23 protein-coding genes are annotated in these 25299 nt (G+C 76.1%); 15 read left to right on the forward strand and 8 right to left on the reverse strand.

The annotated features are described in order from the left end of the window. The first annotated feature begins 340 nt into the window (after positions 1-340). Positions 341-1324 carry an NAD-dependent epimerase/dehydratase family protein gene (locus ACWGB8_RS19260; protein WP_452214705.1) on the forward strand — a complete coding sequence of 328 codons (984 nt, stop codon included), beginning with the start codon at positions 341-343 and terminating at the stop codon, positions 1322-1324. Between the two features lie 156 nt (positions 1325-1480). Further along, positions 1481-2344: an alpha/beta fold hydrolase gene (locus ACWGB8_RS19265; RefSeq protein WP_452214706.1), complete on the forward strand. Its 864-nt coding sequence runs from the start codon at positions 1481-1483 to the stop codon at positions 2342-2344. A 98-nt stretch (positions 2345-2442) separates the two neighbouring features. Here the strand turns inward: ACWGB8_RS19265 and ACWGB8_RS19270 are convergent, their stop codons facing one another. Next, positions 2443-2919: a nuclear transport factor 2 family protein gene (locus tag ACWGB8_RS19270; RefSeq protein ID WP_452214707.1), complete on the reverse strand. Its 477-nt coding sequence runs from the start codon at positions 2917-2919 to the stop codon at positions 2443-2445. A gap of 170 nt (positions 2920-3089) precedes the next feature. On the opposite strand from ACWGB8_RS19270, the gene ACWGB8_RS19275 reads away from it, so the two are divergent. The 3 genes from ACWGB8_RS19275 (at position 3090) to ACWGB8_RS19285 (ending at position 4900) form a co-directional block, all read left to right on the forward strand. Beyond that, on the forward strand, positions 3090-3623 hold the full coding sequence (locus tag ACWGB8_RS19275; protein WP_452214708.1) for a hypothetical protein: 534 nt from the start codon (positions 3090-3092) through the stop codon (positions 3621-3623). Continuing rightward, positions 3620-4159 (forward strand): hypothetical protein, encoded by a 540-nt coding sequence (locus ACWGB8_RS19280; RefSeq protein ID WP_452214709.1) that lies wholly within the window; start codon positions 3620-3622, stop codon positions 4157-4159. Before ACWGB8_RS19275 ends, ACWGB8_RS19280 begins: the two co-directional genes overlap by 4 nt. Before the next feature lie 234 nt (positions 4160-4393). After that, positions 4394-4900: a hypothetical protein gene (locus tag ACWGB8_RS19285; protein WP_452214710.1), complete on the forward strand. Its 507-nt coding sequence runs from the start codon at positions 4394-4396 to the stop codon at positions 4898-4900. Between the two features lie 81 nt (positions 4901-4981). Here ACWGB8_RS19285 and ACWGB8_RS19290 read toward each other — a convergent pair whose 3' ends face one another. Continuing rightward, the gene (locus tag ACWGB8_RS19290) at positions 4982-6256 is read right to left on the reverse strand and encodes an MFS transporter (RefSeq protein WP_452214711.1); all 1275 of its coding nucleotides are present in this window, start codon (positions 6254-6256) and stop codon (positions 4982-4984) included. Between the two features lie 110 nt (positions 6257-6366). Here ACWGB8_RS19290 and ACWGB8_RS19295 point away from each other — a divergent pair, with 110 nt between their 5' ends. Next, complete coding sequence (locus ACWGB8_RS19295; protein WP_452214712.1) at positions 6367-6924, forward strand: CGNR zinc finger domain-containing protein; 558 nt, start codon at positions 6367-6369, stop codon at positions 6922-6924. An 88-nt stretch (positions 6925-7012) separates the two neighbouring features. Here the strand turns inward: ACWGB8_RS19295 and ACWGB8_RS19300 are convergent, their stop codons facing one another. Next, entirely contained in the window at positions 7013-11173 is a 4161-nt protein-coding gene (locus ACWGB8_RS19300) for an nSTAND1 domain-containing NTPase (protein WP_452214713.1), read from the reverse strand. Beyond that, positions 11170-11586 (reverse strand): hypothetical protein, encoded by a 417-nt coding sequence (locus ACWGB8_RS19305; protein ID WP_452214714.1) that lies wholly within the window; start codon positions 11584-11586, stop codon positions 11170-11172. Before ACWGB8_RS19305 ends, ACWGB8_RS19300 begins: the two co-directional genes overlap by 4 nt. Before the next feature lie 211 nt (positions 11587-11797). On the opposite strand from ACWGB8_RS19305, the gene ACWGB8_RS19310 reads away from it, so the two are divergent. Further along, the gene (locus ACWGB8_RS19310; protein WP_452214715.1) at positions 11798-12139 is read left to right on the forward strand and encodes a hypothetical protein; all 342 of its coding nucleotides are present in this window, start codon (positions 11798-11800) and stop codon (positions 12137-12139) included. Between the two features lie 104 nt (positions 12140-12243). On the opposite strand, the gene ACWGB8_RS19315 is transcribed toward ACWGB8_RS19310, so the two are convergent. Then, entirely contained in the window at positions 12244-12858 is a 615-nt protein-coding gene (locus ACWGB8_RS19315) for an NADPH-dependent FMN reductase (protein WP_452214716.1), read from the reverse strand. 156 nt (positions 12859-13014) lie between these two features. Here ACWGB8_RS19315 and ACWGB8_RS19320 point away from each other — a divergent pair, with 156 nt between their 5' ends. From ACWGB8_RS19320 to ACWGB8_RS19335, 4 genes are all read left to right on the forward strand, one after another. After that, the gene (locus ACWGB8_RS19320; RefSeq protein ID WP_452214717.1) at positions 13015-13863 is read left to right on the forward strand and encodes a helix-turn-helix domain-containing protein; all 849 of its coding nucleotides are present in this window, start codon (positions 13015-13017) and stop codon (positions 13861-13863) included. Positions 13864-13994: 131 nt separating this feature from the next. Continuing rightward, positions 13995-15344: a sensor histidine kinase gene (locus ACWGB8_RS19325; RefSeq protein ID WP_452214718.1), complete on the forward strand. Its 1350-nt coding sequence runs from the start codon at positions 13995-13997 to the stop codon at positions 15342-15344. After that, on the forward strand, positions 15341-16015 hold the full coding sequence (locus ACWGB8_RS19330) for a response regulator (RefSeq protein ID WP_452214719.1): 675 nt from the start codon (positions 15341-15343) through the stop codon (positions 16013-16015). The genes ACWGB8_RS19325 and ACWGB8_RS19330 overlap by 4 nt, the downstream gene beginning before the upstream one ends. 166 nt (positions 16016-16181) lie before the next feature. Beyond that, positions 16182-17516, forward strand: coding sequence for an alpha/beta hydrolase (locus tag ACWGB8_RS19335; protein ID WP_452214720.1), 1335 nt, complete (start codon positions 16182-16184; stop codon positions 17514-17516). 127 nt (positions 17517-17643) lie between these two features. On the opposite strand, the gene ACWGB8_RS19340 is transcribed toward ACWGB8_RS19335, so the two are convergent. Further along, the gene (locus ACWGB8_RS19340; protein WP_452214721.1) at positions 17644-18405 is read right to left on the reverse strand and encodes a DeoR/GlpR family DNA-binding transcription regulator; all 762 of its coding nucleotides are present in this window, start codon (positions 18403-18405) and stop codon (positions 17644-17646) included. A 90-nt stretch (positions 18406-18495) separates the two neighbouring features. Between ACWGB8_RS19340 and ACWGB8_RS19345 the strand changes: the two genes are divergently transcribed. The 3 genes from ACWGB8_RS19345 to ACWGB8_RS19355 all read left to right on the forward strand — a co-directional run bounded on the left by ACWGB8_RS19345 (position 18496) and on the right by ACWGB8_RS19355 (position 21467). Next, positions 18496-19767: an MFS transporter gene (locus ACWGB8_RS19345; RefSeq protein ID WP_452214722.1), complete on the forward strand. Its 1272-nt coding sequence runs from the start codon at positions 18496-18498 to the stop codon at positions 19765-19767. Positions 19768-19832: 65 nt separating this feature from the next. After that, complete coding sequence (locus tag ACWGB8_RS19350) at positions 19833-20825, forward strand: LLM class flavin-dependent oxidoreductase (protein WP_452214723.1); 993 nt, start codon at positions 19833-19835, stop codon at positions 20823-20825. Between the two features lie 21 nt (positions 20826-20846). Then, positions 20847-21467, forward strand: coding sequence for an HAD family hydrolase (locus ACWGB8_RS19355; protein ID WP_452214724.1), 621 nt, complete (start codon positions 20847-20849; stop codon positions 21465-21467). Positions 21468-21534: 67 nt separating this feature from the next. Here ACWGB8_RS19355 and ACWGB8_RS19360 read toward each other — a convergent pair whose 3' ends face one another. Together ACWGB8_RS19360 and ACWGB8_RS19365 are read right to left on the reverse strand one after the other, a co-directional pair. Next, complete coding sequence (locus ACWGB8_RS19360; RefSeq protein WP_452214725.1) at positions 21535-21657, reverse strand: hypothetical protein; 123 nt, start codon at positions 21655-21657, stop codon at positions 21535-21537. Between the two features lie 9 nt (positions 21658-21666). Further along, the gene (locus tag ACWGB8_RS19365) at positions 21667-22209 is read right to left on the reverse strand and encodes a thioredoxin family protein (protein ID WP_452214726.1); all 543 of its coding nucleotides are present in this window, start codon (positions 22207-22209) and stop codon (positions 21667-21669) included. A gap of 328 nt (positions 22210-22537) precedes the next feature. On the opposite strand from ACWGB8_RS19365, the gene ACWGB8_RS19370 reads away from it, so the two are divergent. Next, entirely contained in the window at positions 22538-25195 is a 2658-nt protein-coding gene (locus tag ACWGB8_RS19370; protein WP_452214727.1) for a SpoIIE family protein phosphatase, read from the forward strand. Positions 25196-25299: the final 104 nt, after the last annotated feature.

The raw sequence follows: 25299 nt of genomic DNA on the forward strand, positions 1-25299 counted from the left end.
CTTTCCGGGACCGCGCGCACGAGCCCTCCGGACCAGGCCCTCGCGCTCGTCCGGCGCCGCTTGGCCGAGGTATCGACGGAGTCCGCAGCCGAGCCGGGTGCCCGTGGCGATCGCTCCGCATGTGTCCGTCGGGAGCGTCGCACCCGTCACCAACAGCCGCCGGGCGCGCGTCCTCGCGTCCGCAAGGACGGTGCCGCCGGGTCGGCCCGTCGGCCCGACCGTAGCAGCACTTTGCCGGCCCCGGTCGCCAGAAGCCGTTCCGACAAGTTCAGCTGACGGCGATTCCGCTGGCGGCGGATCTCTATGGACCGGGCCGTCCGGACTGTGGATGGTGGTCGGTATGCGACTTCTCATGCTCGGTGGGTCCGGATTCGTCGGACGCGCCATTGTCAACGAGGCCCTGTCCCGCGACTGGGACGTGACCCTTCTCCACCGTGGCAGCCGCCGTCCGCCGGCCGGTGCCACCGCTCTGCAGGGCGACCGGACCGCGCCGGACGGCCTGGCCGCCCTCGAAGGCGGCGATTGGGACCTGGTGGTGGACACCTGGTCCGCGCGGCCGTCGGCCGTCCGTGACGCGGCGGCGGCGCTGGCCGGGCGGGTCGGCCGGTACGTGTACATATCCAGCGGCTCGGTCTACGCCGACCCGGTCGACCACAGTGCGGCCGAGAACGGCGTCCTGCTCGACGGTTCGCCCGACGACGGCGACGTCCCCTACCCGCAGGCCAAGCGCGGCGGCGAACTCGCCGTCACCGGCGCGTTCGGTGAGGACCGTTCGCTGCTGGTGCGGGCCGGGCTGATCCTCGGCCCCGGCGAGGACGTCGGCCGCCTGACCTGGTGGCTGGGCCGGATCGCCCGGGGCGGGGACGTGCTCGCCCCCGGCCCCCGCGACCTGCCGCTCCAGTACGTCGACACCCGGGACCTCGCGACCTGGACGCTGGACGCCGCCGAGCGCGGCCTGTCGGGCCCGTACAACCTGGTCAGCCGCCCGGGCCACGCCACCATGGGCGAGCTCCTGGAGGCGTGCGTCGCCGCGACCGGTTCGGACGCGAAGCTGCGCTGGACCGATCCCGAGCGGATCGCCGCCGCGGGGATCGCGCCGTGGACGGAGCTGCCGATCTGGGCGCCGCCGGGCGAACTCCACGAGTACCTGTACAGCGCCGAGACCGGCAAGGCGTTCGCGCAGGGACTGCAGTGCCGGCCGGTCGCCGAGACCGTCGCCGACACCTGGGAGTGGCTGAAGGGACTGGACGTCACGCCGCAGCGCTCCGACCGCCCGGTCCTCGGGCTGTCCGCCGAGGCCGAGGCCGCCGCGCTGCGCGGCTGACGGTGCCGCCGGTGCTGCCGGGGACTCCCGGCAGCACCGGCACCTGACCCCTCTCCGCCCGTCCGGTCCCTCCGCCCGTCCGGCCCCTCCGCCCGTCCGGCCCCCTCCGCGCGGCCCCGCGCCGACGCTCCGCACACCACCACCGGGAGCACCACCATGCCCACCTTCACCGCGCCCGACGGCACCGAACTCGCCTACCGCATCCTCGGGGACCCGAGCGGCACCCCCGTGGTCTGCCTGCCGGGCGGACCGGTGCGGGACTCCGTGTACCTCGGCGACCTCGGGGGCCTTCCCGCGCACCGGCAGCTGATCGTGGCCGACCAGCGGGGCGCCGGACTGTCCGCGATACCCGAGGACCCGGCCGGCTACCGCTGTGACCGCCTGGTCGCCGATGTCGAGGCGCTGCGCACCCATCTCGGCCTCGACCGCATGGACCTGCTGGCGCACTCCGCCGCCGCGAACCTCGCGGTGCGCTACGCCGAGCACCACCCGCACCGCGTCTCGCGGCTGGTCCTCGTCACACCCGGCAGCGACGCCGTCGGCCAGGGCGTCACCATGGAGGACCGGCGCGAGGTCGTCCGGCTGCGCAGCGGCGAGCCCTGGTTCGCGGCGGCGTCGGCGGCCTTCGACGCCATCGCCGCCGGCACCCCCGAGGACGAGGACTGGCTGACCATCGCCCCGTTCCTCTACGGCCGTTGGGACGCCACCGCGCAGGCCCACCGGGCGGGGGAGGAGTCGCAGTGGAACTCCTCGGCGGCCGAGGTCTTCGGTGCCGAGGGCGCCTACGACCCGCCCGCCACGCGGGCCGCCCTCCGCGCGTTCGCCGCACCCGTCCTCGTCCTCGCCGGCCAGGTCGACCTGGCCTCGCCCCCGCACGTGGTGGCCCGCCTCGCCGAGCTGTTCCCGCACGCCGAGTTCGTCCTCCAGTCGGCCGCGGGCCACTACCCGTGGCTGGACGACGCCCACGCCTTCCTGGCGACCGTCGTGGACTTCCTGGACCGGCCTGCCGACCCCCGGTAGTCGGGTGTCGGGCCCGCGGGGGCCGGGTGGTTGATCGCCGCCGCCCGGGAGCCGGCGGGTCCACCGCACGGCCGGGCCGACCGGGCCGTCCGGGCCAGTCAGGCGCGGGCCGCGAGCAGCTCGGGCGGCAGGACGGGCAGGTTGCCCTGGGTCCAGGCGATGTGCAGGTCGGCCCGGGTCAGCCGCCAGCCGTCGGGGGTGCGCACCAGCTCGTTGACGGTCCGGCCGCCGGACAGGAACACGGTGTCGTCGTCGGCGAGGACGTGGGTGCTGAGCTGGTTGCCGTGGAGGGTGGCGCGATCGCCTTCCACCGCGATGACGTAGTTGGAGCCGAAGTGCACCGTGCGGTGGAAGAGCGCCAGCGCCGTACGGACGTTGCCGAGGATCGCCGCGCGCCCCCGGACCCGCCCGGCCGGGGTCTCGGTGGCTGCGTCGTCGGTGAAGAACGCCGCGGCCCACGCCTCGTCGAACTGCCGGTCGTCGAGGGAGCGCAGATAGCGGTCGAACAGGTCGGTGATCTCGGCGCGGTCGGTCAAGGCCCGGATTTCGCTGCTCAGCAGCTGTTCGGTGGTCATGCGAACGATACTCGCCGTTGAAGCTGACTTGAAGTCAAGGGGCCTTTTCGGCAGCCGGTTACCGGTCTGTGCCGACCGAACCCGGGAACCCGGCGGCCGCCCCGGGGCGTCCTGTCCCCGGGGTGGGCGGACGGCCCGCCGGGGGTGCGGACGACGACGGGGGCGGGGGCATGGACCCGGACATCCGCCGGGCGCTCATCAAGGCGCTCGGCATCCTGGGGGCGGGACTCGCCCTGTGCGCGATCGGCGTGTGGGGCACGGTCGCGGCGGGCTCCAACTTCGCGCTGACGGCCGGGATTTCCGGTACACCGGGACAGCTGTTCGCGCAGTTCTGCCCGCCTCCGCCGGAAGAGCCGACCGGGACCCTCTACTGCCAGGGCACCTTCCGCCCGGACGGGGACGCCCCGCCGGTCGAGGGGGTCAAGGTGTCGCGGCGCGTGGCCATCGACGAGGCGAGCGCGGTGCGCTGCGACGGCAGGGAGTGCCACGTGATCGACACGCCGACCGCCGTGGTCTGGGCGAGTCTGACGTTCGCCGCGCTCGCGGCGTTCGCCGGCGGCGGACGGCTGCTGCTCGGCCTCGCCCGCCCGGTGACCGGCACCCGGCGCCCGGAACGCCTCGCCCTGGGGACGGCGGTGGCCCTGGCCGGCTGCGCGCTGCTCGCCCTGTTCGCCGGTGTGGGCGTTGGGATCGCGGGCCTGTGAGCCGGGTGCTGCGGGCCGGACTGAAGGGCGCCTGGACGCTGCTCCTGACCCTCCTCGCCGCCGCCTGCCTGACCGGGGCCGGGGCGCTCGCCCTCTCGGCGGGCGAGGAAGTGGTGTACACGGTGCGGTTGGCCGGTACGCCCGGGCTGTTCGCCGTGGAGAGCTGCGAGGAGGGGGTACCGGACAACCCGGCGGCGCGGTGCGAGGGCAGCTTCCGCTCCGACGACGGGCGCGTCGAGAGCCGGCCCGCCTCCATCGACCTCAAGGCGGACCCGGGCAGCCGGGTGCCGGTGCAGTGCGAGGAGGGCGCGTGCCACCGGGTGGGCCTGGGCGCCACCCTCTGGGCGCTGACGCTGCCCACCCTCGCCCTGCTCGGCGCGGGCGGTGCCGGGTGGCTGCTCGTGGCGGCCTTCCGCGACTCGGGCCGGCTCCAGCTGATCGGCGCGACCGTCGGCCTGCTCGGCACCCTGGTGGGAATCGTCGGCCCGGTCGCGTTCGGCGGGCTGGCCGCGCTCGCCCTCCATCTGGGCTGGTGATCCCGCCCCGCAGGCCCGCCGGCCGCGGCCCGCTCCTAAACCGGATGAGCCGAGGGCCGGCCCGGGATACGCTGCATCCCGTCCATGGCTCCCGACGGCGCACCGCACTGGCGGCGCACCGTTCTGCCGCCGCCGAGCGGCCGTCCACCGGTCCGGTTCGTACCGGAGGCCTGTGCACAGGAGCCGCTCAGCAGCACATGTCCGCACGCGCGGGCACGGGGGAGTACCCACACGATGACCTTTGAGGAACCCGAGGACCTGACGGTCGAGAGCGTGCTGACGGCGGACGAGGCCGCGGAGATGGCCGACCTCATGTCCGACCTGCTCGGCATGATGCTGTCCGTGACGGTGGAGGGTGACCCGGCAACCGCCGGGCGCGCCGAGGACCTCGCCCTGCGGATCCGCACCGCGCTCGACGAGACGGACTGCCGGATCCAGGTGGAGGACGGTGGCCGCTCCGCCGTCCTCGGCCCCACCCGGCTGGACGCCCACGACCCGCAGGCCGCGCTCGACCGGGCCACCGCCGCCCTCGGTGGCACCGCCTGGACGGCACCCGTCACCACCGACACCGCGATGGGTCCCGTCCTGCACACCACATGCCCGGTCCTCGACGGCCCCGACGAAGCGGGCGCCGCCACCGTCCACCTGTGGGCCGGTTGCGCCTACGCCTTCCTGACGTACGCGGAGGACGTCGAAGCCGCCGCCGGCGACGAACCGGCCCCGGCCCCGGCCACCGGCTGACCGGCGGGCAGGCTCAGCAGGCTCGGACCTCGACCTTCCGGCCCCCGCCGGGGAGCTACCACGGGAAGGCGTCGTGTTCGGTCACCGCACACCGCGCCCTGATCCGGGGCCGTCCTCCCGGCCTGCCGCTGCCGCTCGGAACACCGCGCGACGCTTCGGCAGGCGTGCGGCAGGAGCCTTCGGATCCTGCGCCCGGACCAGGGCGTAGAGCAGCGCCCCCGCCACCTGCAGGACGGCGATGCCGGCCAGGTACGCGGGCGCGGCGCCGACGGTGGCGAGGCCGGCGAGGGCGGAACCGGCTGCGGCGGCGGAGATCTTCAGCCCGGCCCCGATGGTGAACACCTGGGTGCGCCACTGCGGCGGGGAGTGGTCGGCGCGCAGGCGGAGGGTCGCGGTCAGCACCAGGCCGTCACACGCCCCCGCCACGGCGAAGCCGGCCGCCAGGACCGGGACCGGGGGGACCAGCGCCGCGGCGCCGAGCCCCGCGCCGGTCCCCAGCAACCCGATGACGGCCAGGCGCTGCGGCGGCACTGCCGAGCGCAGCCTGGTGATCCCGAGCGTCCCGGCAAGGGCGCCGACCGCGAACGCGGTCATCAGGACGCCGCCGGCTTCCGGACGGCCCAGGCCGGTGGTGAGCAGGACCGTGGTCGTGGTCAGCGCACCCAGCCCGGTGAATGCCACGCAGGTCGCGGCGGTGATGGCGCGCAGTTCCCGGCGCTGCCACACGGTCCGCACGCCGTCCGCCAGGTCCTGGCGCAGCCGGGTCGGAGCGGCCGGTGGGTCCTCGGCGCCGGTGCCCAGCGGGAGCAGCGCGGTCAGGGCGCAGGCGCAGGCCGCCGCCAGCGCCAGGACGGGCATCGCCGTCCCGGGGGAGAGGGCCGACGAGAGGAGTCCGGCGGCGCCGGGGCCGGCGACGGCGGCGGCGTTGTAGACGACGGCGTCCCAGGAGTAGGCGCGATCCCGCTGCGCGCCGGCGGGCATCAGCCGCGTGACGAGGCTGGAGAGCCCGCCGGTGACGACCGGTCCGCAGCAGCCGCCGGCCGCGGCCAGCGCGAGGACCGGGATCGTCGGGGCGCGTCCGATGCAGGTCGCCAGTGCGGCGATCGACAGGGCGAAGCCGCCGAGGGCGCCTGCGTAGAAGACGCGGGGCCGGCGTGCGCGTGCTGCCACGGCGCCGGCGAGCGGGGCCGCGAGGACGTGGGGGGCCATCCAGGCCGTCAGGACGAAGGCCCCCTGTGCCGCGCTGCCCGTGCGATGGACGGCCAGCATGACCACCGCCACAGCCATGCCCTCGTCGGCCAGCCGGGCGAAGAACGCGGTCGCAAGGTAGCGCCGCATTCCCGATCGCTCCGACATGATCACCACCCCCAGGGAGTAACGGGATATCTCCATAAGACGTTACAGTGGGGAGCGTACAGGCAATCCGGCGCCGGGCCGCCGCCGGGGACGTGGAGCGAGGAGCAGACGTGAGAACCAAGGGATTCCAGGCCGCCCAGCGCCTGATCGACCTCGCGAACGCCGTGCGGGCCCACCCCGACCTGCCCCGCGACGTGGCGGTGCCGCTCCTCGCCCACCACGGCGAGGACCCGCAGGACCTGACCGAGGCGGCACTCTCCGACGCGGACCTGCGGGAGCTGAGGGACGCCGCCCTGACGATGGCCGGCATCCTCGGCGAGAGCGACGCCGACCGGGCGGCCGTCGCCCTCAACGAGACGCTGGCCGCCCACGCCGTCGCCCCCCGCCTGTCCCGCCACGACGGCCACCCCTGGCACCTGCACGTCGACCGCGAGGGCGCCGGATGGGCCGACTGGTTCCTGGCCTCCAGCGCCCTCGCCCTGGCCCAGATCCTCACCGAGAACGGCCGCCCCGCGTGGGGCGAGTGCGCGGCCCCCGACTGCCGCACGCTCTACCTCGGCACCGGCCCCGGCAGCCCCCGCCGCTACTGCTCCACCACCTGCGCCTCCCGCGCACGCGTCGCCGAACACCGCCGCCGCAAGCAGGCGCACACTTCGTCGGACACCTGACCGGCCACGCGGCACCGGCCGGCACCGGGGAAGCGGCGCGTGTCCGGCAGCCCGGGCCGGGCCAGGGCCGGGGATCGGGCACCGGGCGTCACGGCGGGCAGGTCTCCTGGTGGGGGAGGCCAGGGGCGTGGTCCTTCCACAGGTCCTCGGGGAGGCCGGAGCCGGCGATCCGGCAGGCGAGGGCGGTGGCGTCGGCGACGATCGCGGGCAGGTCGCCGAGGCGCCAGAGCTGGACGGTGCCGTTCCCGGTCCGGGTGACGGCGAGGTACCGGCCGTCGGGGCTGAAGCGGAGGTCCCGGCTGGAGCCGTCGGCGATGTGCAGCAGGGCCGCGCGGGCGGGGCGGGCGGGTTCGGAGACGTCCCAGAGGCGGATGCCGCCGTGCTCCTCGCCGACGGCGAGCAGGCTGCCCTCGGGGTGGTATGCGAATTGGGTGATTCGTGCGGCGGGGTCGTGCGGGACGGTGCCCAGGGGCTCGCCGCCGACACCGCCGCCGCCGTCGTCCAGGCGCCACAGGTCGATGCCGTCCCAGCCGTCCGTGGCCAGGATTTGCCCGTCGGGGCTGAACGCGGCCTTGCGCATGCCGGTCAGTGTGCGGAGCCGCAGCCTGCCGGCGGGGTGCGGCGCCTGGCGGACCCGGGCGGGGGCGGACGGGTTCGTGACGTCCCAGAGCGACCGGGGCAGGGCCAGCAGCCGCCCGTCCGGGCCGAACAGTGCAAGGCCGGACGAGATCAGCGGGAGGACGAGGCGGGGGTTCGGGGCGCCGGTGCCGGGGCCGCCGGGCTGGTCGGTGTCGGCGATCAGCCGGTCGAGGCGCTCGTACAGACCGAGCGAGGTCGGCACCGGTGCGCCGGTGTCCCAGAGGCCGAACCAGGTGTCGCCGAACAGTTTGGCTCCGGTGGCGGCCAGGGTCGCGGTGCGGGGGCTGAACGCCAGTGCGCCCACCGCGGAGGGCACGGTGATCGCGGCGAGTCGGCGCGGCCGGTCGGGCTCGGCGACGTCCCAGAGCACGATCTCGCCGGTGGTGAGGGCTGTGTCGGCGGCCGTTCCGGCGGCCAGTACGGTGCCGTCCCGGTTGAACGCCAGTGCTTCGACCGGCCGCCCGTCCTGGCCGGGCAGCGGTGCCAGCGGGCGGGGGCGGGCCGGGTCGGAGACGTCCCACCGGTGGACGCCTCCCTGGAAGCCGCCCGCCGCCAGGGTCCGGCCGTCGGGGCTGAAGACGGCCTGGGAGAGGCGCGGGTCGCCGGTCGGCAGGACGGTCGTGGGCGCGGGCGCGGGGCGGGGTTCGGCCCGCCAGCGCGAGAGCGACTCGTCGCGGTCGACGGCGACGACGTGGGTGCCGTCCGCGGTGAACGCGACCGCGACCGCGTCCGGGACGCCGGCTGCGATGTCGGGCGCGGCGGCGGGCCGGGCGGGGTCCGTGAGGTCCCACAGGCGCATCCGGCCGTCGGCTGCGGTGGTGACGAGGCGTCGGCCGTCCGGGGCGAAGGCGAGGGTGTCGACGTCGGTGGGGTGGTCGAGGAGGGCGAGCCGCCGGGGTGCACCACCGGTCGTGACGTCCCACAGGACGACGTCCCGTCCCCTGCGGACGGCCAGCAGCGGGGCCGTCCCGCCGGTAGCGAGCAGGCCGTCGAAGAGCGGCTGCCGGGACACCGCCCGGGGGTGCGCGGGGTCGGCGACGTCCCAGAGCTGCCAGCCGGAGCCGTGGATGATCGACTCCGGGCGCAGCGAGCTGTCCTCGGCCTGGAGCACACCGGAGGCGGTGACCAGGGTGCGGCCGTCCGTGCCGAACCGGACGGTCTGGGCGTCGGTGGTGGCGGTCGGCCCGGAGAGGCGGTGCGGTGCGGCCGGGTCGGTGACCTCCCACAGGGTCAGGGTGCCGGCGCCGCGCCCGGCGACGACCGCGAGCGTGCGGCCGTCCGGGCTGAAGGCCGTGCCGCTCGCCTCCTCGATGCGGCCGGGGAACGGCAGCCGCCGGGGCCGCGCCGGGTCCGTGAGGTCCCAGAGTGAGACTTCGTAGCTCTGCGGGTGGCGGATGCCGTCCCCGGTGACGACGGCGAGGCGTCGGCCGTCCCGGCTGAGGGAGATCGCGGCCACGTCGGCGCCGAAGTCCGTGACCGTGGCCAGCGGGCGCGGGTGCGCGGGGTCGGCGGTGTCCCACAGGGCCACGAACCGTCCCGGTGCGGCGGCGGGCGCGGAGGCGCCCGGGCCGCTGCCGGGCTGGTGCCCGGGCGGCCGGCTGCCGGACCTCCCGAACGCTCCGGCGGTGGCCATGAGCCGGCCGTCGGCGGAGAACTCGACGCCGGTGTCCACCGGTCCGAGCACCCGGCCGGGTGATGCGCCGTCGAAGCGGGTCTCCCGGAGGGTGGTGAGCAGGCCCTCCCTGGCCTGGGCGGTCGGATCGACCCGCAGGGCGGCGAGGCTGAGCCGGAGCGAGGTCTGCGGGTCGTTCTCCCGCAGGTTCTCGGCCTGGGCCCGGAGTGCACTGCCCACCGCCAGGCGCCGCTGCTCCTCGGCCTGCACCCGCTGCTGGTCGGCGCGGCGGCTCTGGTGCTGTGCGACGAGGGTGCTGGTGCCGGCGAGCAGGGACAGCACCACCAGCAGAGCGAGGGCGGTCCGGCGCAGCGCCGTGGTGCGGCGGGCGCTGCGGACGGAGGCGTCCAGGAAGTCCGAGGCGGTGGCGCCGAGGCCGCTGCGGCCGGTTCTCGCCGCCCAGCCGCGGGCGGCCTCCAGCCGGCTGCCGCGGTGGAGGAGGGCGCCGTCGCGCCCCTCCTGCTCCCAGGTGCGGGCGGAGTCCTCGATCTGCTGGCGCAACAGGTGGTCGGCCCGGCCGGTCTCCACCCAGTCCCGCAGCCGGGGCCAGGCGCGGAGCAGTGCCTCGTGGGTGATCTCGACGGTGTCTCGGCGCCGGGTGAGCAGCCGGCGCTCGGTGAAGCGGGCGAGGACGGCCCGGGCGGCGCCGGGGTCGACTCCCTCGGCGAGGGCGTCGGCGGTCATGGCGCGCCGGGTGTCCTCGGTGCCGTCGCCGATCCGGACGAGGCGGCGGAACACCACCTCGGCGGCCTCCCGGCCGGGCCGGTCCAGTCGGCGGTAGGCGGCTTCGGCGCTCTCCGCGACGGCGCGGTGGATCCGGCCGGTGGCGGTGTAGCCGGCCACGGTGAGGACGTTGCCGTGCCGCTGCTGCCAGGTCACCCGCAGGGCGTGGGCGAGCAGCGGGAGCCGGCCGGCCTCGTAGCCGCCGCCCGGCGCGTCGCCCGCGGCGTCGGCGCTCAGCTCCGCGTCGTCCGTGCCGTTGCCGTCCGGGCCGTTCGTGGCCTTCGCGCCGTTGGCGCCGTTCGCGGCGTCCTCGGCGGCGGGGACGCCGAGGTCGGCGAGCAGGAGTTCGACCAGGCCCTCCTCCAGGTCGAGGCCGACCGCGCGGGCCGGATGGAGCACCGCCTCGCGCAGTTCCGTACGGGTCATCGGCCCGAGGAGGACCTGCCGGCGCTCCAGTGCCTCGCGCAGCGGCCGGTACGCGCCGAACCGGGTGTAGAAGTCGGCGCGCAGCCCGTACACGACCAGGGCGGGGCCGCCGGGCGCGGCCAGGTGGTGGAGGGCGGTGACGAACCGCTGCCGTTCGGCCTCGTCCGCCCCGAGGGTGAACAGCTCCTCGGCCTGGTCGACGACCAGCACCAGCCGGTCGGCCCCCCGGTCGGCGAGCGCGGCGCGCAGACGGCAGGCCAACCGGCCCGGGTCGCCGACGAGTTCGGGTGTGATGTCCTCCGGGTCGGCGCCGGTCAGCGCCGCCAGGTGCATGGTGAGCGCGACGGTCGGCCGCGCGGTCGGGTCGAAGACCAGGGACGGCCAGGACCGGGAGCCCGGAAGGGCGCCCCGGGCGAGGTCGGGCACCAGCCCGGCCCGCAGCAGCGAGGACTTGCCGGCCCCGGAGGCGGCGACGACGGCGACCTCGCCGCCCTCCCGCAGGCAGTCGTCCAGCAGGGCGGTCAGCCGGGCGCGGATCCGGTCGCGGCCGAAGAACCACCGCGAGCGGTCGACGCCGAACGCGGTCATGCCGGGGTAGGGGCACTCGTCCGAACCCTCCGCGCCGTCCTGCCCGGGGACGCTGCGGCGGACCCGGTGGGTGCCGTCCCAGAAGTGCAGGTGCAGGTCGCGCGCGGTGACGTACTGGCTGCCCGCCGCCAAGTAGATGGTGCCGGAGCCGGAGGCGTACGCCTCCATCCGGACCTCGGGCCGGGCGGCTCCGGCGGTCACGACCCGCCGATGTGCATGTCACCGCCGGACATGTAGAGCCTGGCGTGGTCCGACGCCGTGCCGTGCATCTCCACGCGTGCCGACAGGGCCGCGTCCGGCGGCGTGCCGAGCTCCGCCAGCAGGGCGCGCAACTCGTGTTCGAGGGCCGGGTCCGCGGCCAGCAGCCGGCGCAGCCGGGCCCGCCACTCGGCCGTCAGATCCTGTTCCGCCTGCTCGTCCCCGGCCCGGCGGGCGGTCAGCAGCTCGGTCCGGGTGTCCACCAGCTCGGCTTCGACGGTCTCGGCCTGTTCCGGCCGGGCCCGGCGCCACAGCGCGGCGACGCCCTGCTTGGCGTGCTCCCAGCCGTCGGTCGCCAGCAGCCCGACCATCGTGGTCGCGGCGGACGATGCCAGTGCCACCAGTTCCGCATCCATGTCGTACCGTCTCCCCCTCGTCGGTCCGGCCTCCATTGTGCGGGGACGCAACGCCCGGCGACAGCCCCCCGTGCCCGCGGAGGTGTGCCCGTCGACGGCCTCCCGCGCTCGCGGCCGTCCGTCCGGGCCGGGCGGCCCGCTGCGCCCGGTCGTCCTGCAATCGGCCGATCGCAGCCGGACGCCCGCCGCACCGCGCCGTACCGTCAGGGGTATGACGACCGAGGGCACGACGACGGCGGTGGGGGTGCGCGCGGCGGACGAGGTGTTCGCCGCGCTGGAAGAGCTGAGCACGCGTCGAAGTCCCTGGACGCCCTACGAGCAGGGCATGCTGCACGCCTACCGGTGGGCGGTCGGGACCCGCGACGTCGCGCCGGTGACGGCGCACGAGGCGGTCGGGTCGCCGGGGCCGTGCCGTGCCCAGCTGCTCGCCGAGTGCCAGGCCGCGGCGGTGCAGATCCGTGCGGACGCCGGCCGGACGGGTGGGACGGACCAGGCGCTCGGCGCGTACGCGGCACTCGCCTGGGTGTGCGGGCACCACGACGAACGGCCCTGAACCAGGCCGTTCGCAGCACCCGGTGGGACAGCCCGACCCGGCGGCCCCGTCGCCGGCCCTGTCGCCGGCGCCCGCCCCCGCCGTCCTGCGCGGCCGGACAGGGCCTACGCGGCGAACGGACGGTCCCGGCGGGCGTCGTGGAGGACGGCGGCCCACCAGTGCAACTGGTCCAGCATGGTCTTCGCGGTGGCCTCGGGGCCCTCCGGCGCGAGGAGCGTCCCGTCCTGGGCGAAGAGCTCGTAGTAGCGCGGGAAGGAGACGTAGTCGCGGACTGTGTGGGCGTGCAGCTCGTTGAAGACCTGCCGCAGCTGCTCGATCGCCAGCAGGCCGCCGCTGGCGCCGCTGTAGCCGACGAAGCCGATCGGCTTGGCCTGCCACTCGGCGTGGTACCAGTCGATGGCGGCCTTGAGCGAGGCCGGGAAGCTGCGGTTGTAGTCGGGCGTCAGCACGACCACGGCGTCGGCCGCGGCGAGCCTGGCGGTGAGGCCGGCCATCCGCTCGGGACGGGGCAGCGCGGGGTCCATCGCGGGCGGGGTGGCCGGGAGGGCGAGCGGGACGTCGACCTCGGCGAGGTCGACCACGTCGACGGCGAAGCGGCCGTGCTCGGCGGCCCGGGCGGCGAACCAGTCGGCGACCACCGGGCCGAAGCGGCCCTCCCGGACGCTGCCGACGAGCACGACGAGGTTGAGCCGGTCACTGGACAGCCGGTCACTGGACATGGGGGTGCTCCTGACGGGAGATCGGGTGTTCCTGCGGCGGCCCCGGCGGGGGCCGTGCCACCAATCTGCCGCGCCGCCGACGCGCCAGGGAGGCCGGGCCGAGGGTGGTAGTACCAGGGCCACGATCCGGCGTCCGGGCCCTGTTAGCGTCGTGGCGTGAGCGACAACGAGTTGGGTCTCTTCCTCCGCCTGCGCCGCGAGGCCGTCACCCCGGCCGAGGCCGGTCTGCCGGCCGGGTCCCGCCGCCGGACGCCCGGGCTGCGCCGGGCCGAGCTGGCGACCCTGGCCGGGGTCAGCGTCGAGTACCTCACCCGGCTGGAGCAGGGCCGCGACCGCCGCCCCTCCGTGGAGGTGCTCTCCGCCCTGGGCGACGCGCTGCGGATGACCACCGCCGAGCGGGTGCACCTGCACCGGCTGGCGAAGGGGGCGGACGGCGCGTTCAGCTGTACGGGCGGGGCGGAGCCCGGCCGGGCGGTCCGGCCGACCGTTCGGGCCCTGCTCGACCGGCTGGAACCGACCCCCGCCCTGCTGCTCAACCGCCTCGGCGAGGTGCTCGCCAGTACCACCGGCTTCCGACGGCTCGCGGAACCGATCGGCCTGTTGGACGGAGCCCGGCCGAGCCTGGCGCGCTTCGTGTTCACCGATCCGCGGGCCCGGAGCGCCTTCCCGGACTGGGAGCACGTCGCCGACGAGCAGGTCGCCGCGCTCAAGCAGGGTCCGGGTCGCTCCGACCCCCATGTCTCGGCCGTGATGGACGAGTTGGCGGTGGCCGCCGGAGCCGAGTTCACCGGCCGGCTGGAGCGCCTCGCCGGCCTGCCCCGGTCCAACGGCGTGACCCGCCTCGTCCACCCGGAGGCCGGTCCGCTCCGGTTGGCGTACGAGACCCTGGACCTGCCGGCCGACGACGAGCAGCGGCTGCTCGTCCACCTGCCCGCCGACGAGGCCACCGCCGCGGCACTGGACCGCCTGACCGGCCGCCGGCCCGGGGCGCTGCGCGCGGTCTGAGCGCGGTCCGGGGCGGCGTTTCCGGGGCGACCCCGGGCGATGCTTTCGGGGCCTCGGCTACCGTCGGCCCCGCCGGGAGGGCCCGGCGGCCCGGCGGTCGAGTGCGTCCCGGGTTGTCCGATAATGCTCCGGTGAGCGAGATATCCGCGGCCCCGCCGTACCGGAGGGCCGCGGTGGCCGCCCTCCGGCGCGAGCTGCTGACCCTGCGTCCGACCCCCCTGCCCCCGCTGACCTGGCCCCGCAGCCTGCGCCGGCTGCCACAGGCCCTGGTGGTCCTGGCGGCCGTCGCCTTCTGCCTCACGGGCGCGGACCTCACCGCCCGGATCCTCGCCTGCGTCCACGCCGCCGCGCTGCTCGTGGCGCTGAGCCGGCCCGCCGCGGCGTCCTGGCTCTCCCTCGCCCTGCTCACCGTCATCGCCCTGGCCCATCCGCCCACCCACGACAACACCATCTGGGCCTGGCTCGTGCACGCGGGCGTGCTCCTGCTGCTCGCGCTGCGCATCCCGCTGCTCCCGGCCGCCGTGGCGGCAGTGATCGGCGCAGCCGTCGGGGCGGCGCTGAAGCTGGCGGGGTGTCCGGTCGGGTCCTGGCGGACGGTGCTGGCCGCCTGCGCCCTGTACGTCCTGGCCGTCGTCCTCGGGGCGGTGCGGCGTGGTCGGCGCGAGGACCGCGCCCGGTTGGCCGAGCAGATCACCGCCACCGCCCAGGAACGTGCCCTGCGCACCGTCCTGGAGGAGCGCGCCCGGATCGCCCGCGAACTCCACGATGTGGTCGCCCACCACCTGTCGCTCATCGCGATCAAGGCCGAGGCCGCACCCTACCGGGTCCAGGACCCGCCGCCCGCACTGGCGGCGGAGCTCACCGCGATCCGGGCCGGCGCACGGGAGGGACTGGCCGAACTGCGCAACCTCCTGGGGGTGTTGCGCCCCACCCCGGCGGGCTCTTCAGTCCTCCTCCCCGGGCAGCCGGTCGCCCCCGCCCCGCCGCAGCCCTCGCTCGCCCGGCTCGACGGCCTGCTCGACCAGGTGCGCGCAGCCGGGCTCCCGGTCACCGCCAGGATCGTCGGACCGCCGCGGCCGCTCCCGCCGGGCGTGGAGCTGTCGGCGTACCGGATCGTCCAGGAGTCGCTGAGCAACGCCCTGCGGCACGCCCCCGGCGCCGAGACCCGCGTGGAGCTCGGCTACGGCCGGGAGGCGTTGCGCCTGCGGATCACCAACCGCCCGCCGGCCCGCACCGCGCCCCCGTCGCCGGGAGCCGGCCACGGCCTCACCGGGATGCGCGAACGCGCCGCGATGCTCGGCGGCGACCTGATCGCCGGCCCCGCACCGGACGGCGGCTACGAGGTCGCCGCCGAACTGCCCGCCCCACCCGGCGGGCCGGCCCGCCCGGGCACGGACCGGGGCAATGACCAGCCCCGGGACACCGACCGGACCCGGCACCCGGACGAGACCCGGCACAGGAACGAGGACACCCCCGTATGACGATCCGTGTGATGATCGCGGACGACCAGGCCATGGTCCGCGAGGCCTTCTCCGTCCTGCTCGACGCCCAGCCCGGCATCGCGGTCGTCGCGACCGCCGCGGACGGCACGCAGGCCGTCGCCCTGGCCGACGAGCTGAACCCCGACGTCGTGGTGATGGACATCCGGATGCCCGGACTCGACGGCATCGAGGCCACCCGGCGGATCACCGCCCGCCCCGGGTCCCGCACCAGGATCCTCGTCCTGACCACCTTCGACCTGGACGAGTACGTCTACGAGGCGCTGCGCGCGGGGGCCGGCGGCTTCCTGCTCAAGGACGCCTCCGGCCTCGAACTCGCCGAGGCCGTCCGGGTGGTGGCCCGCGGTGAGGCCCTGCTCTCGCCCGCCCTGACCCAGCGGCTGATCACCGAGTTCGCCCGTCTGGGCCACGGCCCGCGGCACGCCGGCGAGGTGACGGTCGACCGCCTCACCACGCGGGAGACGGAGGTGCTGCGGCGGATCGCGGAAGGCCTGTCCAACGCCGAGATCGCCGAGCGGCTGACCGTCGCGGAGGAGACGGTCAAGACCCACGTCGGCCGGATCCTGCACAAGCTCCAGCTGCGCGACCGCACCCAGGCCGCCGTCTTCGCGTACGAGAGCGGGCTGGTCACCCCCGCCTCGCCGCCCGGGTAGCGGAACGGGGGCGGGGCGGGGCGTCCCCCTCAGGAGCTACCCCCGAGGACGGCTCCGGCGGGGGACGCCGGACGGGGGCGCAGGGCGCGAGAGTCGTGGTGCGCCCGGGCACCACGGTCCGGCCGCGCATCCCCGGCCCACGCCGCCTACGCACTGGAGCGTCACCGTGCCCAACCTCCCGGACACCGAACCCGACCGGCCCGGCGGGTCCGCGCACTCCGCCGAGCCCGCGCACTCTGCCGAGCCCGCCGAGCCCGCCCGGTCCGCGGAGCCCGCAGTCGCGCCGGCGCCCGGGCCCGCAGCCGAGCCCGCACCCGCGCCCGTCCGGTGGCCGCGCAGGGCGCTGCGCCTCGTCCTCGCGCTCGTCGGCTCGCTGACGGCCTTCCTGACGGCCGCGATCATGCTGGGCGCGTACGTTCCCGCGATTCCCAAGGCGGGTGTGATCGGCCCGGTCATCGGCGGCCAGTACCCGTTCCACACGGCCGCGCTCGCGCTGTTCGGCACGGCGCTCGGCGTGCTTGCCCGGCGCTGCGGGCTGGTCCGCTGGGGCCGGACGCTCACCGCGGTGACCGCCGTGGCGGCCGCCGCCGCGCTGGTCGTCGCCGGGGTCCAGTTCGCCGACGCCCGGCGCACGGGGGTGCGGGTCTCCTTCGGTGACGTCCTCACCGAACTCGCCTACCCGGACGTCCGGCCGGACACCACCGCCACCTACGCGAAGCGCGGGGACCAGGCGCTGGAGGCGGACCTGTACCTGCCGGGAGGGCGCGGCGCGGGCCGGGCGCCGGCCGTCGTCCTGGCGCACGCGGGCGGCTTCCACACCTTCGACCGCAGCGACCTGCGCGGTACCGGCCGCTGGCTCGCCGACCACGGGGTCGCCGTCGTCGCGGTCGACTACCGGCTGGCCGCCCCGGGCGCGCCCACCTGGGACCAGGCCCCGCAGGACCTGGCGACCGCGCTGCGCTGGGTGCGGGACCATGCCGGCGCGTACGGCATCGACCCGGCCAGGGTCTCCCTGGGCGGCATGTCGGCCGGCGGCACCCTGGCGCTCAACACCGCCTACCGGCTGCGCAACGGCACCCTGCCCACCTCCGACGGCGCCGCCCCGCAGCCGCCGCACTCCGTCGTCGGCTTCTACCCGGGCACGGACGTCGCCGCCATGTGGGACCACGACGTGGCGGGCACCCGCGACGCCGCCGAGCTCTTCACCGGCGGCACCCCGCAGCAGTTCCCCGAGCGCTACCGGTCGGTCTCCCCGGTCGAGGACGTCCGCCGCGGCCTGCCGCGCACCCTGCTCGTCGTCGGGGACCGCGACCGCAGCGCCCTCCCCGGCTCCGTCCGCGATCTCGCCGCCCGGCTCCGGGCCGAGGACGTCGACACCACGGTCAAGGTGCTCCCCTTCGCCGAACACGCCTTCGACGACGCCTACGGCAGCCTCACCTCGCAGACCGGCCGCCAGGTCCTGCTGGACTTCCTCCTCCCGAAGGGCGACGGCGCCCGCTGAGCCCTCCGGCCCCGCCCCGCCCCGGCCCCGCCCCGCCCCGGCCCCGTCCGGGCCCCGGCCCCGTGCCGCGCAGGCCGGTCGCTCGGTCGGACGGCCTGCCTTCTCAGGTGGTTTGTCAGGTGGCTTGTCAGACGGCCTTGACGGCGACGCCGGCGGCTTCGAAGGCGGCGAGCTCGTCCGCCGGGGCGGTGGTGTCGGTGACGAGGGTGTGCAGGAGCGCGGCGGGGCCCGCGTGGGCGAAGGCGGTCCGGCCGAGCTTGCTGCCGTCGGCCGCGGCGACGGTCCGGCGGGCGGAGGCGATGACGGCCTTCTTCACCGCGGCGTCGTCGAGGTCGTAGGAGGTCAGGCCGTCGGCCGCACTGAGGCCGCAGCAGCCGACGACGGCGGTGTCGAAGCGCAGGGCGGCCAGGGAGGCGAGGGTGAGCGGACCGGTGAGGGCGCCCTCCGCGGCGCGGGGCCGCCCGCCGGGGACGATCAGGGTGGCCGGTCCGGGCGCGTCCCCGAGCAGGTGGACGGCCTGCAGGGACAGCGGCATCACGGTGACCGGGCGCTCGCGCAGCAGGCGGGCGACCTCCAGGCAGGTGGTGCCGCTGTCGAGGACGACGGTCTCGCCGTCGGCGATGAGCGAGGAGATCGCGGCGGCGATCCGGCGCTTGGCGTCGACGGCCTCGCGGGCGCGCAGGGCGAAGGGCGGCTCCTCGCCCCTGAGCAGCCGGATGCGGGCCCCGCCCCGGAAGCGTTCGAGGACGCCCTCGGCGGCGAGGGCCTCCAGATCGCGGCGGATGGTCATCTCGGAGGCGCCGGTCAGCCCGGCGAGTTCCGGGACGGTGGCGCTGCCCGCGCTCCTGACGGCCTGGACGATCAGGGCGTGCCGATCCGAGTTGCTCATACCGAGATTGAACCGCACTTCCGATCGAACAATCAACTTGTTCGATCGGCTGTCTTTCAAACATCCGAGCTGTTCGTTATGGTCGAACGCATGGAACGTTCGCTCCGGGCCGCCCGTGTGGCGACCTACGTCTACTTCGTCCTCAACGGCACCCTGGTGGGCGCGTGGGTGGTGCACATCCCCGCCGTCGAGACCCGGGTGGGCATCGGCCACGCCGCGCTCGGCGGCCTGCTGGTGCTGCTGGGCCTCGGAGCCTTCGCCGGCATGCGGGTGGCCGGCCGCCTGGCCGACCGCCTCGGCGCCCGGACGGTGGTGCCGGCCTCCGGAGCCCTGTGCGGCGCGACCCTGGTGCTGCCCGGCCTCGCCCCCGAACCCTGGACACTGGCCGGCGCGCTGGTGGTCTTCGGCTTCGCCAACGGCTGCCTGGACGTGAGCATGAACACCCACGCCGTCCACGTGGAGAAGGCCTACCGGCGTCCCGTCATGTCCGGGTTCCACGCCACCTTCTCGGTCGGCGGCGTCCTCGCCGCACTCGCCGCCGCCGCGGCCACGGGCGCCGGCCTCGGCCCGGCCGCGACCCTCGGCGCCCTCGGAGCCGCGGGCATCGCCACCGCCCTGCTGGCGGCACGCAGCCTCCTGCCCGCGCCCGCAGCCGCGCCCACGGCTGCGCCCCCGCCGTCCGCCGCGTCCGGGGACGGCGCCGAAGCGTCCGGGACCGCAGCCGACGGCGCAGCCCGCAGGCGGATCCGGGTGCTCGCCGCGCTGGCGCTGATGGTCATGCTCAGCGAGGGCGCCGCCAACGACTGGAGCGCCCTGCACCTGAAGGACGTCCTCGGCGCCCCGGCGGGCACCGCGGCCGCCGCGTTCGGCACCTACGCAGCGGCGATGACCGTCGGCCGGCTGCTCGCCGACCGGGTGTCCGCCCGGTACGGGCCGACGGCGGTCCTGCGCCACGGCGCGGCGACGGCCGCCGTCGGCATCACCCTGGCGGCCCTGACGCCCTGGGTCTGGGCGGCGTTCGCGGGCTGGGCCCTGTTCGGCCTCGGTCTGTCCGGATGCGTTCCCCAGCTGTTCAGCGCCGCGGGCCACGCCGACCCGGCCGCGGCGGGCGCCAACGTCTCCCGCGTCGCCGGCCTCGGCTACGTCGGCATGCTGGCCGGCCCCGCCGTCATCGGCTGGCTGACCCACCTGACCGCGCTCAACCACACGTTCCTGCTGCTCACCCTGCTGTGCACGGCCACCGCCGCAGCCGCCGGCATCCTGCGCACCGCACCCGTACCCGCACCCGCACCCGCACCCGCACCCGCAGGCCGTGCCGACATCGACCGCACCGCACCCGCAGTGGCACACAGCCGCCCCTGACCGCCCGGCCGCCCACCGCCAGCACCCGCCCACCACCGCCGGACCGCAGCCCCGAGGAGCCCCCGATGTCCCGCACCGACACCCGCGCCACCCGCCACCGGGTCGGAGTCCTGCTCCCGCGCGACCTGCCCGCCCGCGAGGTGGTCCCGTACGCGCGCCGCGCCGCCGACCTGGGCTTCGACGAGCTGTGGGTGGTCGAGGACCTCGGCTACCGCGGCGGGATCGCCCAGGCCGCGACCGTGCTCGCCGCCACCGACCGGATCACCGTCGGTATCGGCATCATGCCCGCGGGGGCCCGCAACGTCTGCTTCGCAGCGACGGAACTCGCCACCCTCGCCCAGCTCCACCCCCACCGGCTGATCGCCGGCATCGGACACGGCATGCCCGACTGGATGCGCGCGGTCGGCTCCTGGCCCGCCAGCCCGCTCACCCTGCTGCGCGAGTACACGACCGCGCTGCGCACCCTGCTACGCGGCGAGCCCGGACCCGCCGCCGGCCGGTACGTGCAGTGCGAAGGCGTGGCGCTGACGGAGGGCCCGGACGTCCCGCCGCCGGTGGTGCTCGGCGTGCGGGGCCCCAGGTCGCTGGCGGCGGCGGGCGAGGTCGCCGACGGACTGCTGCTGGCCGAACCCGCCAACCCCGCCTACATCACCGCCGCGCTCGCCCAGTTCGGCGCCGGCACCACCGCCGACGGCCCGGTAGTCGTCACCTACGATCTCGCGGCCGTCGACGACGACGAGGACGCGGCGCTCGACCGGGCCCGCACGGGTCTGGCCGCGATCGGCGAGCCCGACTGGGCCCCGCACATCGAGCCGCTGCCGTTCGCCGCCGAACTACGCGCGCACCGCGCCGCGAGCGCCGACGGCGACGTGTTCGCCCGGACCATGCCCGCCGAGTGGGTCCGCGCCCTGAGTATCGCCGGGACCCCCGACCAGGCGCGCGCCGCCATCGCCGCCCGCCACGCCGCCGGCGCCACCAGCGTCGTCCTCGCCCCCGCCGGGCCCGACCCCACGGCCGCCCTCGGCCCGCTCGCCCGCGTCCTCGACCGCCGCCCCTGACGACCCCCGGAGAGTTAGTACATGTCCGCCCGACGCATCGTCCTGTTCGACCTCTTCGGGGTCATCGCCCTCCACCAGCGCCCGGGTGCCCTGGCGGCGATGGCCGCCCGCTGCGGCGCCCCCGCCGACGACTTCGCCCACGCCTACTGGTCCGCCCGCGCGCCCTACGACGCGGCACACCGGACCGCCGCCGAGTACTGGAGCACGGTCCTGCAGCAGCTCTCCCGGCCCGCCGACCCCCGCACGATCGAGGACCTGCGGCTCGCCGACATCGACAGCTGGTCCCGCGTCGACGAGCACATGGCCGCCTACGCCCGGTCGCTGCGGGGCCGCGCCGAGGTCGCCCTGCTCTCCAACATCCCCGCGGACCACGCGGACGCCTTCCTCGCCGCTCAGCCCTGGCTGCAGGACCTCGACCACCTCGCCCTCTCCGGCAGGATCCGCGCCGCGAAACCGGACCCGGCCGCGTTCCACCACTGCGTGGCCGCCATGCACGCGGCCCCCGCCGACTTCCTCTTCGTCGACGACCGGGAGGAGAACGTCCGTGCCGCCCGGGCCCTCGGCATGGACGGACACCTCTTCACCGGCCTCGACGCCCTGCAGACGGCCGTCGACACCTGGCTCCCGCCCGGCCAGGCGTGAACCCGGCGGCGCGGGACTCGCCGCCGTTCCGGGCCCCGGCAACGGTCCCGCCGTCACGCGTCGCGGGTCAGCCCCGCCAGGCGGGAGCGGCGACGACGGCCTTGAGCTGCGCCAGGGAGAGCGCGGGCGTGCCCGGGCGGGCGGAGGGCCGGGCGGCGAGCCCGCGCGGTCGGTCACCGGTACGCAGCACGTGGGCAGGCTAGGCCCACTTGATGGAGCAGCCCATGCTCGGCCGGTGCGGTTCCGGGACGGGGCGGCCGGCCAGTACCAGGCCGACGGCGTGCCGCAGCAGGTCCCCGGTGACCGGTCGGCCGTTGCCGGGCGTCGAGTCGTCCAGCGCGCCGCGGTAGGCCAGCTCGCGGGCGCCGTCGTAGAGGAAGAAGTCCGGCGTGCAGGCCGCCCGGTACGCCCGGCCGACGGACTGGTCGGCGTCGACGAGGTACGGGAAGCTCCACCCGGTGCGCGCGATCTGGGCGCGCAGGCCGTCGGCGTCGTCCGCGGGCGCGACGGCCGGGCTGTTGGTGCAGATCCCCACGACCGCGAGGTCCGGGAAGCCGCCGACCAGCTCGCCGAAGGCCTGCTCGACGTGCCGCACGTACGGGCAGTGGTTGCAGAGGAAGGCCACGAGCAGGGCGGGGGCGGCGGCGAAGTCGTCCCGCGCCACGGTCGGGCCGTCGATCGCCGGCAGCGAGAAGTCCGGCGCGGGTGTCCCGAGCGGGACCAGGGCGGAGACGGCGGCCATGGGACTCACTTCCTCCGGGTGGCGGCGGTCGTGCGTGCACCACCATGGTCGTCCCGTACGGCCGGCGGTGGCGAGTCGCCCGCGGACGCCGGCTCCCGGCCGCCGAGCGGTGGTCGAGGAGCGGCGCAGCGGTGCGTGCGCGGGCGGGGACACAGCGCGGCGGGCCGGTCCGCGATGTGTCCCCTTCGACCCGGGGCGGGATCATGGGTGTATGGCCAGAGACACGGGCCCCGACCCGCGGCCCCCGCACCGATCGGACGGCCGTCGCGGGCGGCGTCGCCCGCGCCCGGGCTCGCCGGAGCCGTCGGCGCGGAGCCTGTGGTCGGCGATGAGCATCCGCAGCGTCGCCGGTCAGATGTTCGCGCTGCAGGTGTTGATCGTGCTGCTGCTCGTCGTCGTGGGTGTCGTCGTGCTGCTGATCCAGTCCCGCAGCGACCGGTTCGCCGCGGCGCGCGACCGCTCGCTCGCCGCGGCCGAGTCGTTCGCCCACAGCCCCGGCCTGGTGTCGACGCTGGAGGGCCCCGACCCCACCGCCGTGCTCCAACCGCTGACCGAAGCGGCCCGCGAGGACGCCAAGGTCGACTTCATCGTGGTGACCGACCGCAACGGCATCCGCTACACCCATCCCCAGCCCGAGCAGATCGGCAAGCAGTTCGTCGGCACCATCGGGCCGTCGCTGGAGGGGCAGGTCACCATCGAGCACGTGAACGGCCCGCTCGGCGAGGAGTACCAGGTGGTGGTCCCGGTGGAGGACCCCGGTGGTGCGGTGGTGGGCATCGTGTCGTCCGGGATGAAGGTCGACAACGTGAGCAGCGCCTTCAACCGCCAGCTGCCGGTCGTGCTCGGCGCCGGCGCGGTCGCGCTCGGCCTGGCCACCACCGGTACGGCGCTGGTGGGCAGGCGTCTCCTGCGGCAGACCCACGGTCTGGGGCCGGAGGAGATGACCCGGATGTACGAGCACCACGACGCGGTGCTGCACGCCGTGCGGGAGGGCGTGGCGATCGTCGGCGGCGACGGCCGGGTCATGCTGGCCAACGACGAGGCGCGCCGACTGCTCGACCTGCCCCCCGACGCGGAGGGGCGCCTCGTCACCGACCTCGGCCTCGCCCCCCGGACGACTGAACTGCTGCTCGCCGACCATGCGGTCTCCGACGAGGTGCTCCCGGTGGGCGACCGCCTGCTGGCCGTCAACAGCCGCCCCACCGACAGCGGGGGAGGTCCGGCCGGCAGCGTGACCACCCTGCGCGACTCCACCGAACTGCTGGCCCTCGCGGGGCGGGCCGAGGTCGCCCGCGGCCGGCTCCGGCTGCTGTACGACGCGAGCGTGGCGATCGGCACGACCCTGGACGTCCGGCGCACCGCGGAGGAGCTCACCCAGCTGGCCGCCCGGGACTTCTGCGACTACGCCACCGTCGACCTCGCCGAGGAGGTCCTGCACGGCGACGAGCCGCGGACGCTGGCCGCCGGCGCCCCGGTGGAGCTGCGGCGGGTGGCGCTCACCGGCCCGCGGGACGACTCGCCGCTGTACCCGCCGGAGGAGCAGGTCAGGTGGGCCGCGAGCACCCCGCAGGCGGCGGGCTTCCTCAGCGGGCACTCCGCGATCGTCTCCGAGCTGGCGACCGACGCCGGGTGGCGGATGCAGGACGCCGAGCGCACCCGGGCGGTGCTGGAGTTCGGACTGGCCTCGCTGATCGCCGTTCCGCTGACGGCGCGGGGCGTGCTGATGGGCATCGCCGGGTTCTGGCGCGGCAGGGACCGGGGGGCGTTCGAGGAGGATGACCTGTCCCTGGCCGAGGAACTGGCCGCGCGGGCCGCCGTGTCCGTCGACAACGCCCGCCGCTTCACGCGCGAGCACACGATGGCCGTCACCCTGCAGCACAGCCTGCTGCCCCGTGCGCTGCGCGAGCAGAGCGCCCTCGACGTCGCGCACCGCTACCTGCCGGCCCAGGCGGGGGTGGGCGGCGACTGGTTCGACGTGATCCCGCTGCCGGGCACCCGGGTCGCGCTCGTCGTCGGCGACGTGGTCGGGCACGGCCTGCACGCGGCCGCGACCATGGGCCGGCTGCGCACCGCCGTCCAGAACTTCTCCACCCTCGACCTGCCGCCGGACGAGCTCCTCGGACACCTGGACGAACTGGTCAACCACATCGACCAGGAGACGGCCGCGGCCGAGGGGGAGCCCGCGATCACCGGCGCCACCTGCCTGTACGCCATCTACGACCCCACCACGGCCGTCTGCACGCTGGCCCGGGCGGGGCACCCCCCGCCCGCCCTCGTCCACCCGGACGGCACGGTGCAGGTCATCGACCTGCCCGGCGGTCCGCCGCTCGGCCTGGGCGGGATGCCCTTCGAGGCCCTGGAGGTGCGGCTGCCGCCGGGCAGCAGCCTGGTCCTCTACACCGACGGCCTCGTCGAGGACCGCACCCGTGACATCGGCGTCGGCCTGGACGTCCTCACCGCCACCCTGGCCCAACCCGACCGGTCGCCCCAGGAGGTCTGCGACGCCGTCCTCGACGCCCTGCTGCCCGACCGCCAGACCGACGACATCGCCCTCCTGGTCGCCCGGACCCGTGTCCTGGAACCCGATCGGATCGCCGAACAGGAGGTCGCCGCGACCCCCGCGGCCGTCGCCCGGGCGCGTGCCGACGCCACCCGGCAGCTCGCCGAGTGGGGCCTGGACGAGGCCGCCTTCGTCACCGAGCTGGTGCTCAGCGAACTGGTGACCAACGCCATCCGCTACGCGACCGGCCCGATCAGGGTGCGCATGCTGTACGACCGCACCCTGATCTGCGAGGTGTCCGACACCAGCAGCACCGCGCCGCACCTGCGCTACGCCGCCGACGAGGACGAGGGCGGCCGCGGCCTGTTCCTGGTCGCCCGGCTCGCCGAACGCTGGGGCGTCCGCTACACGCCCGAAGGAAAGATCATCTGGGCCGAGCAGTTCCTGCAACCGAACACCGCACTGGCCTGGCCCCTCGACGAGTAGCCGCCGACCGGGGCTGCCGTCGATCGGGGTGGCCGCCGCCCGGGCCGCCGCCCGGGGGTGCGGTGCGGGGCTGCCTGCGGGGGTGCGGTGCGGGGGCGTGGTGC

This window comes from Kitasatospora sp. NPDC054939, assembly GCF_053610105.1.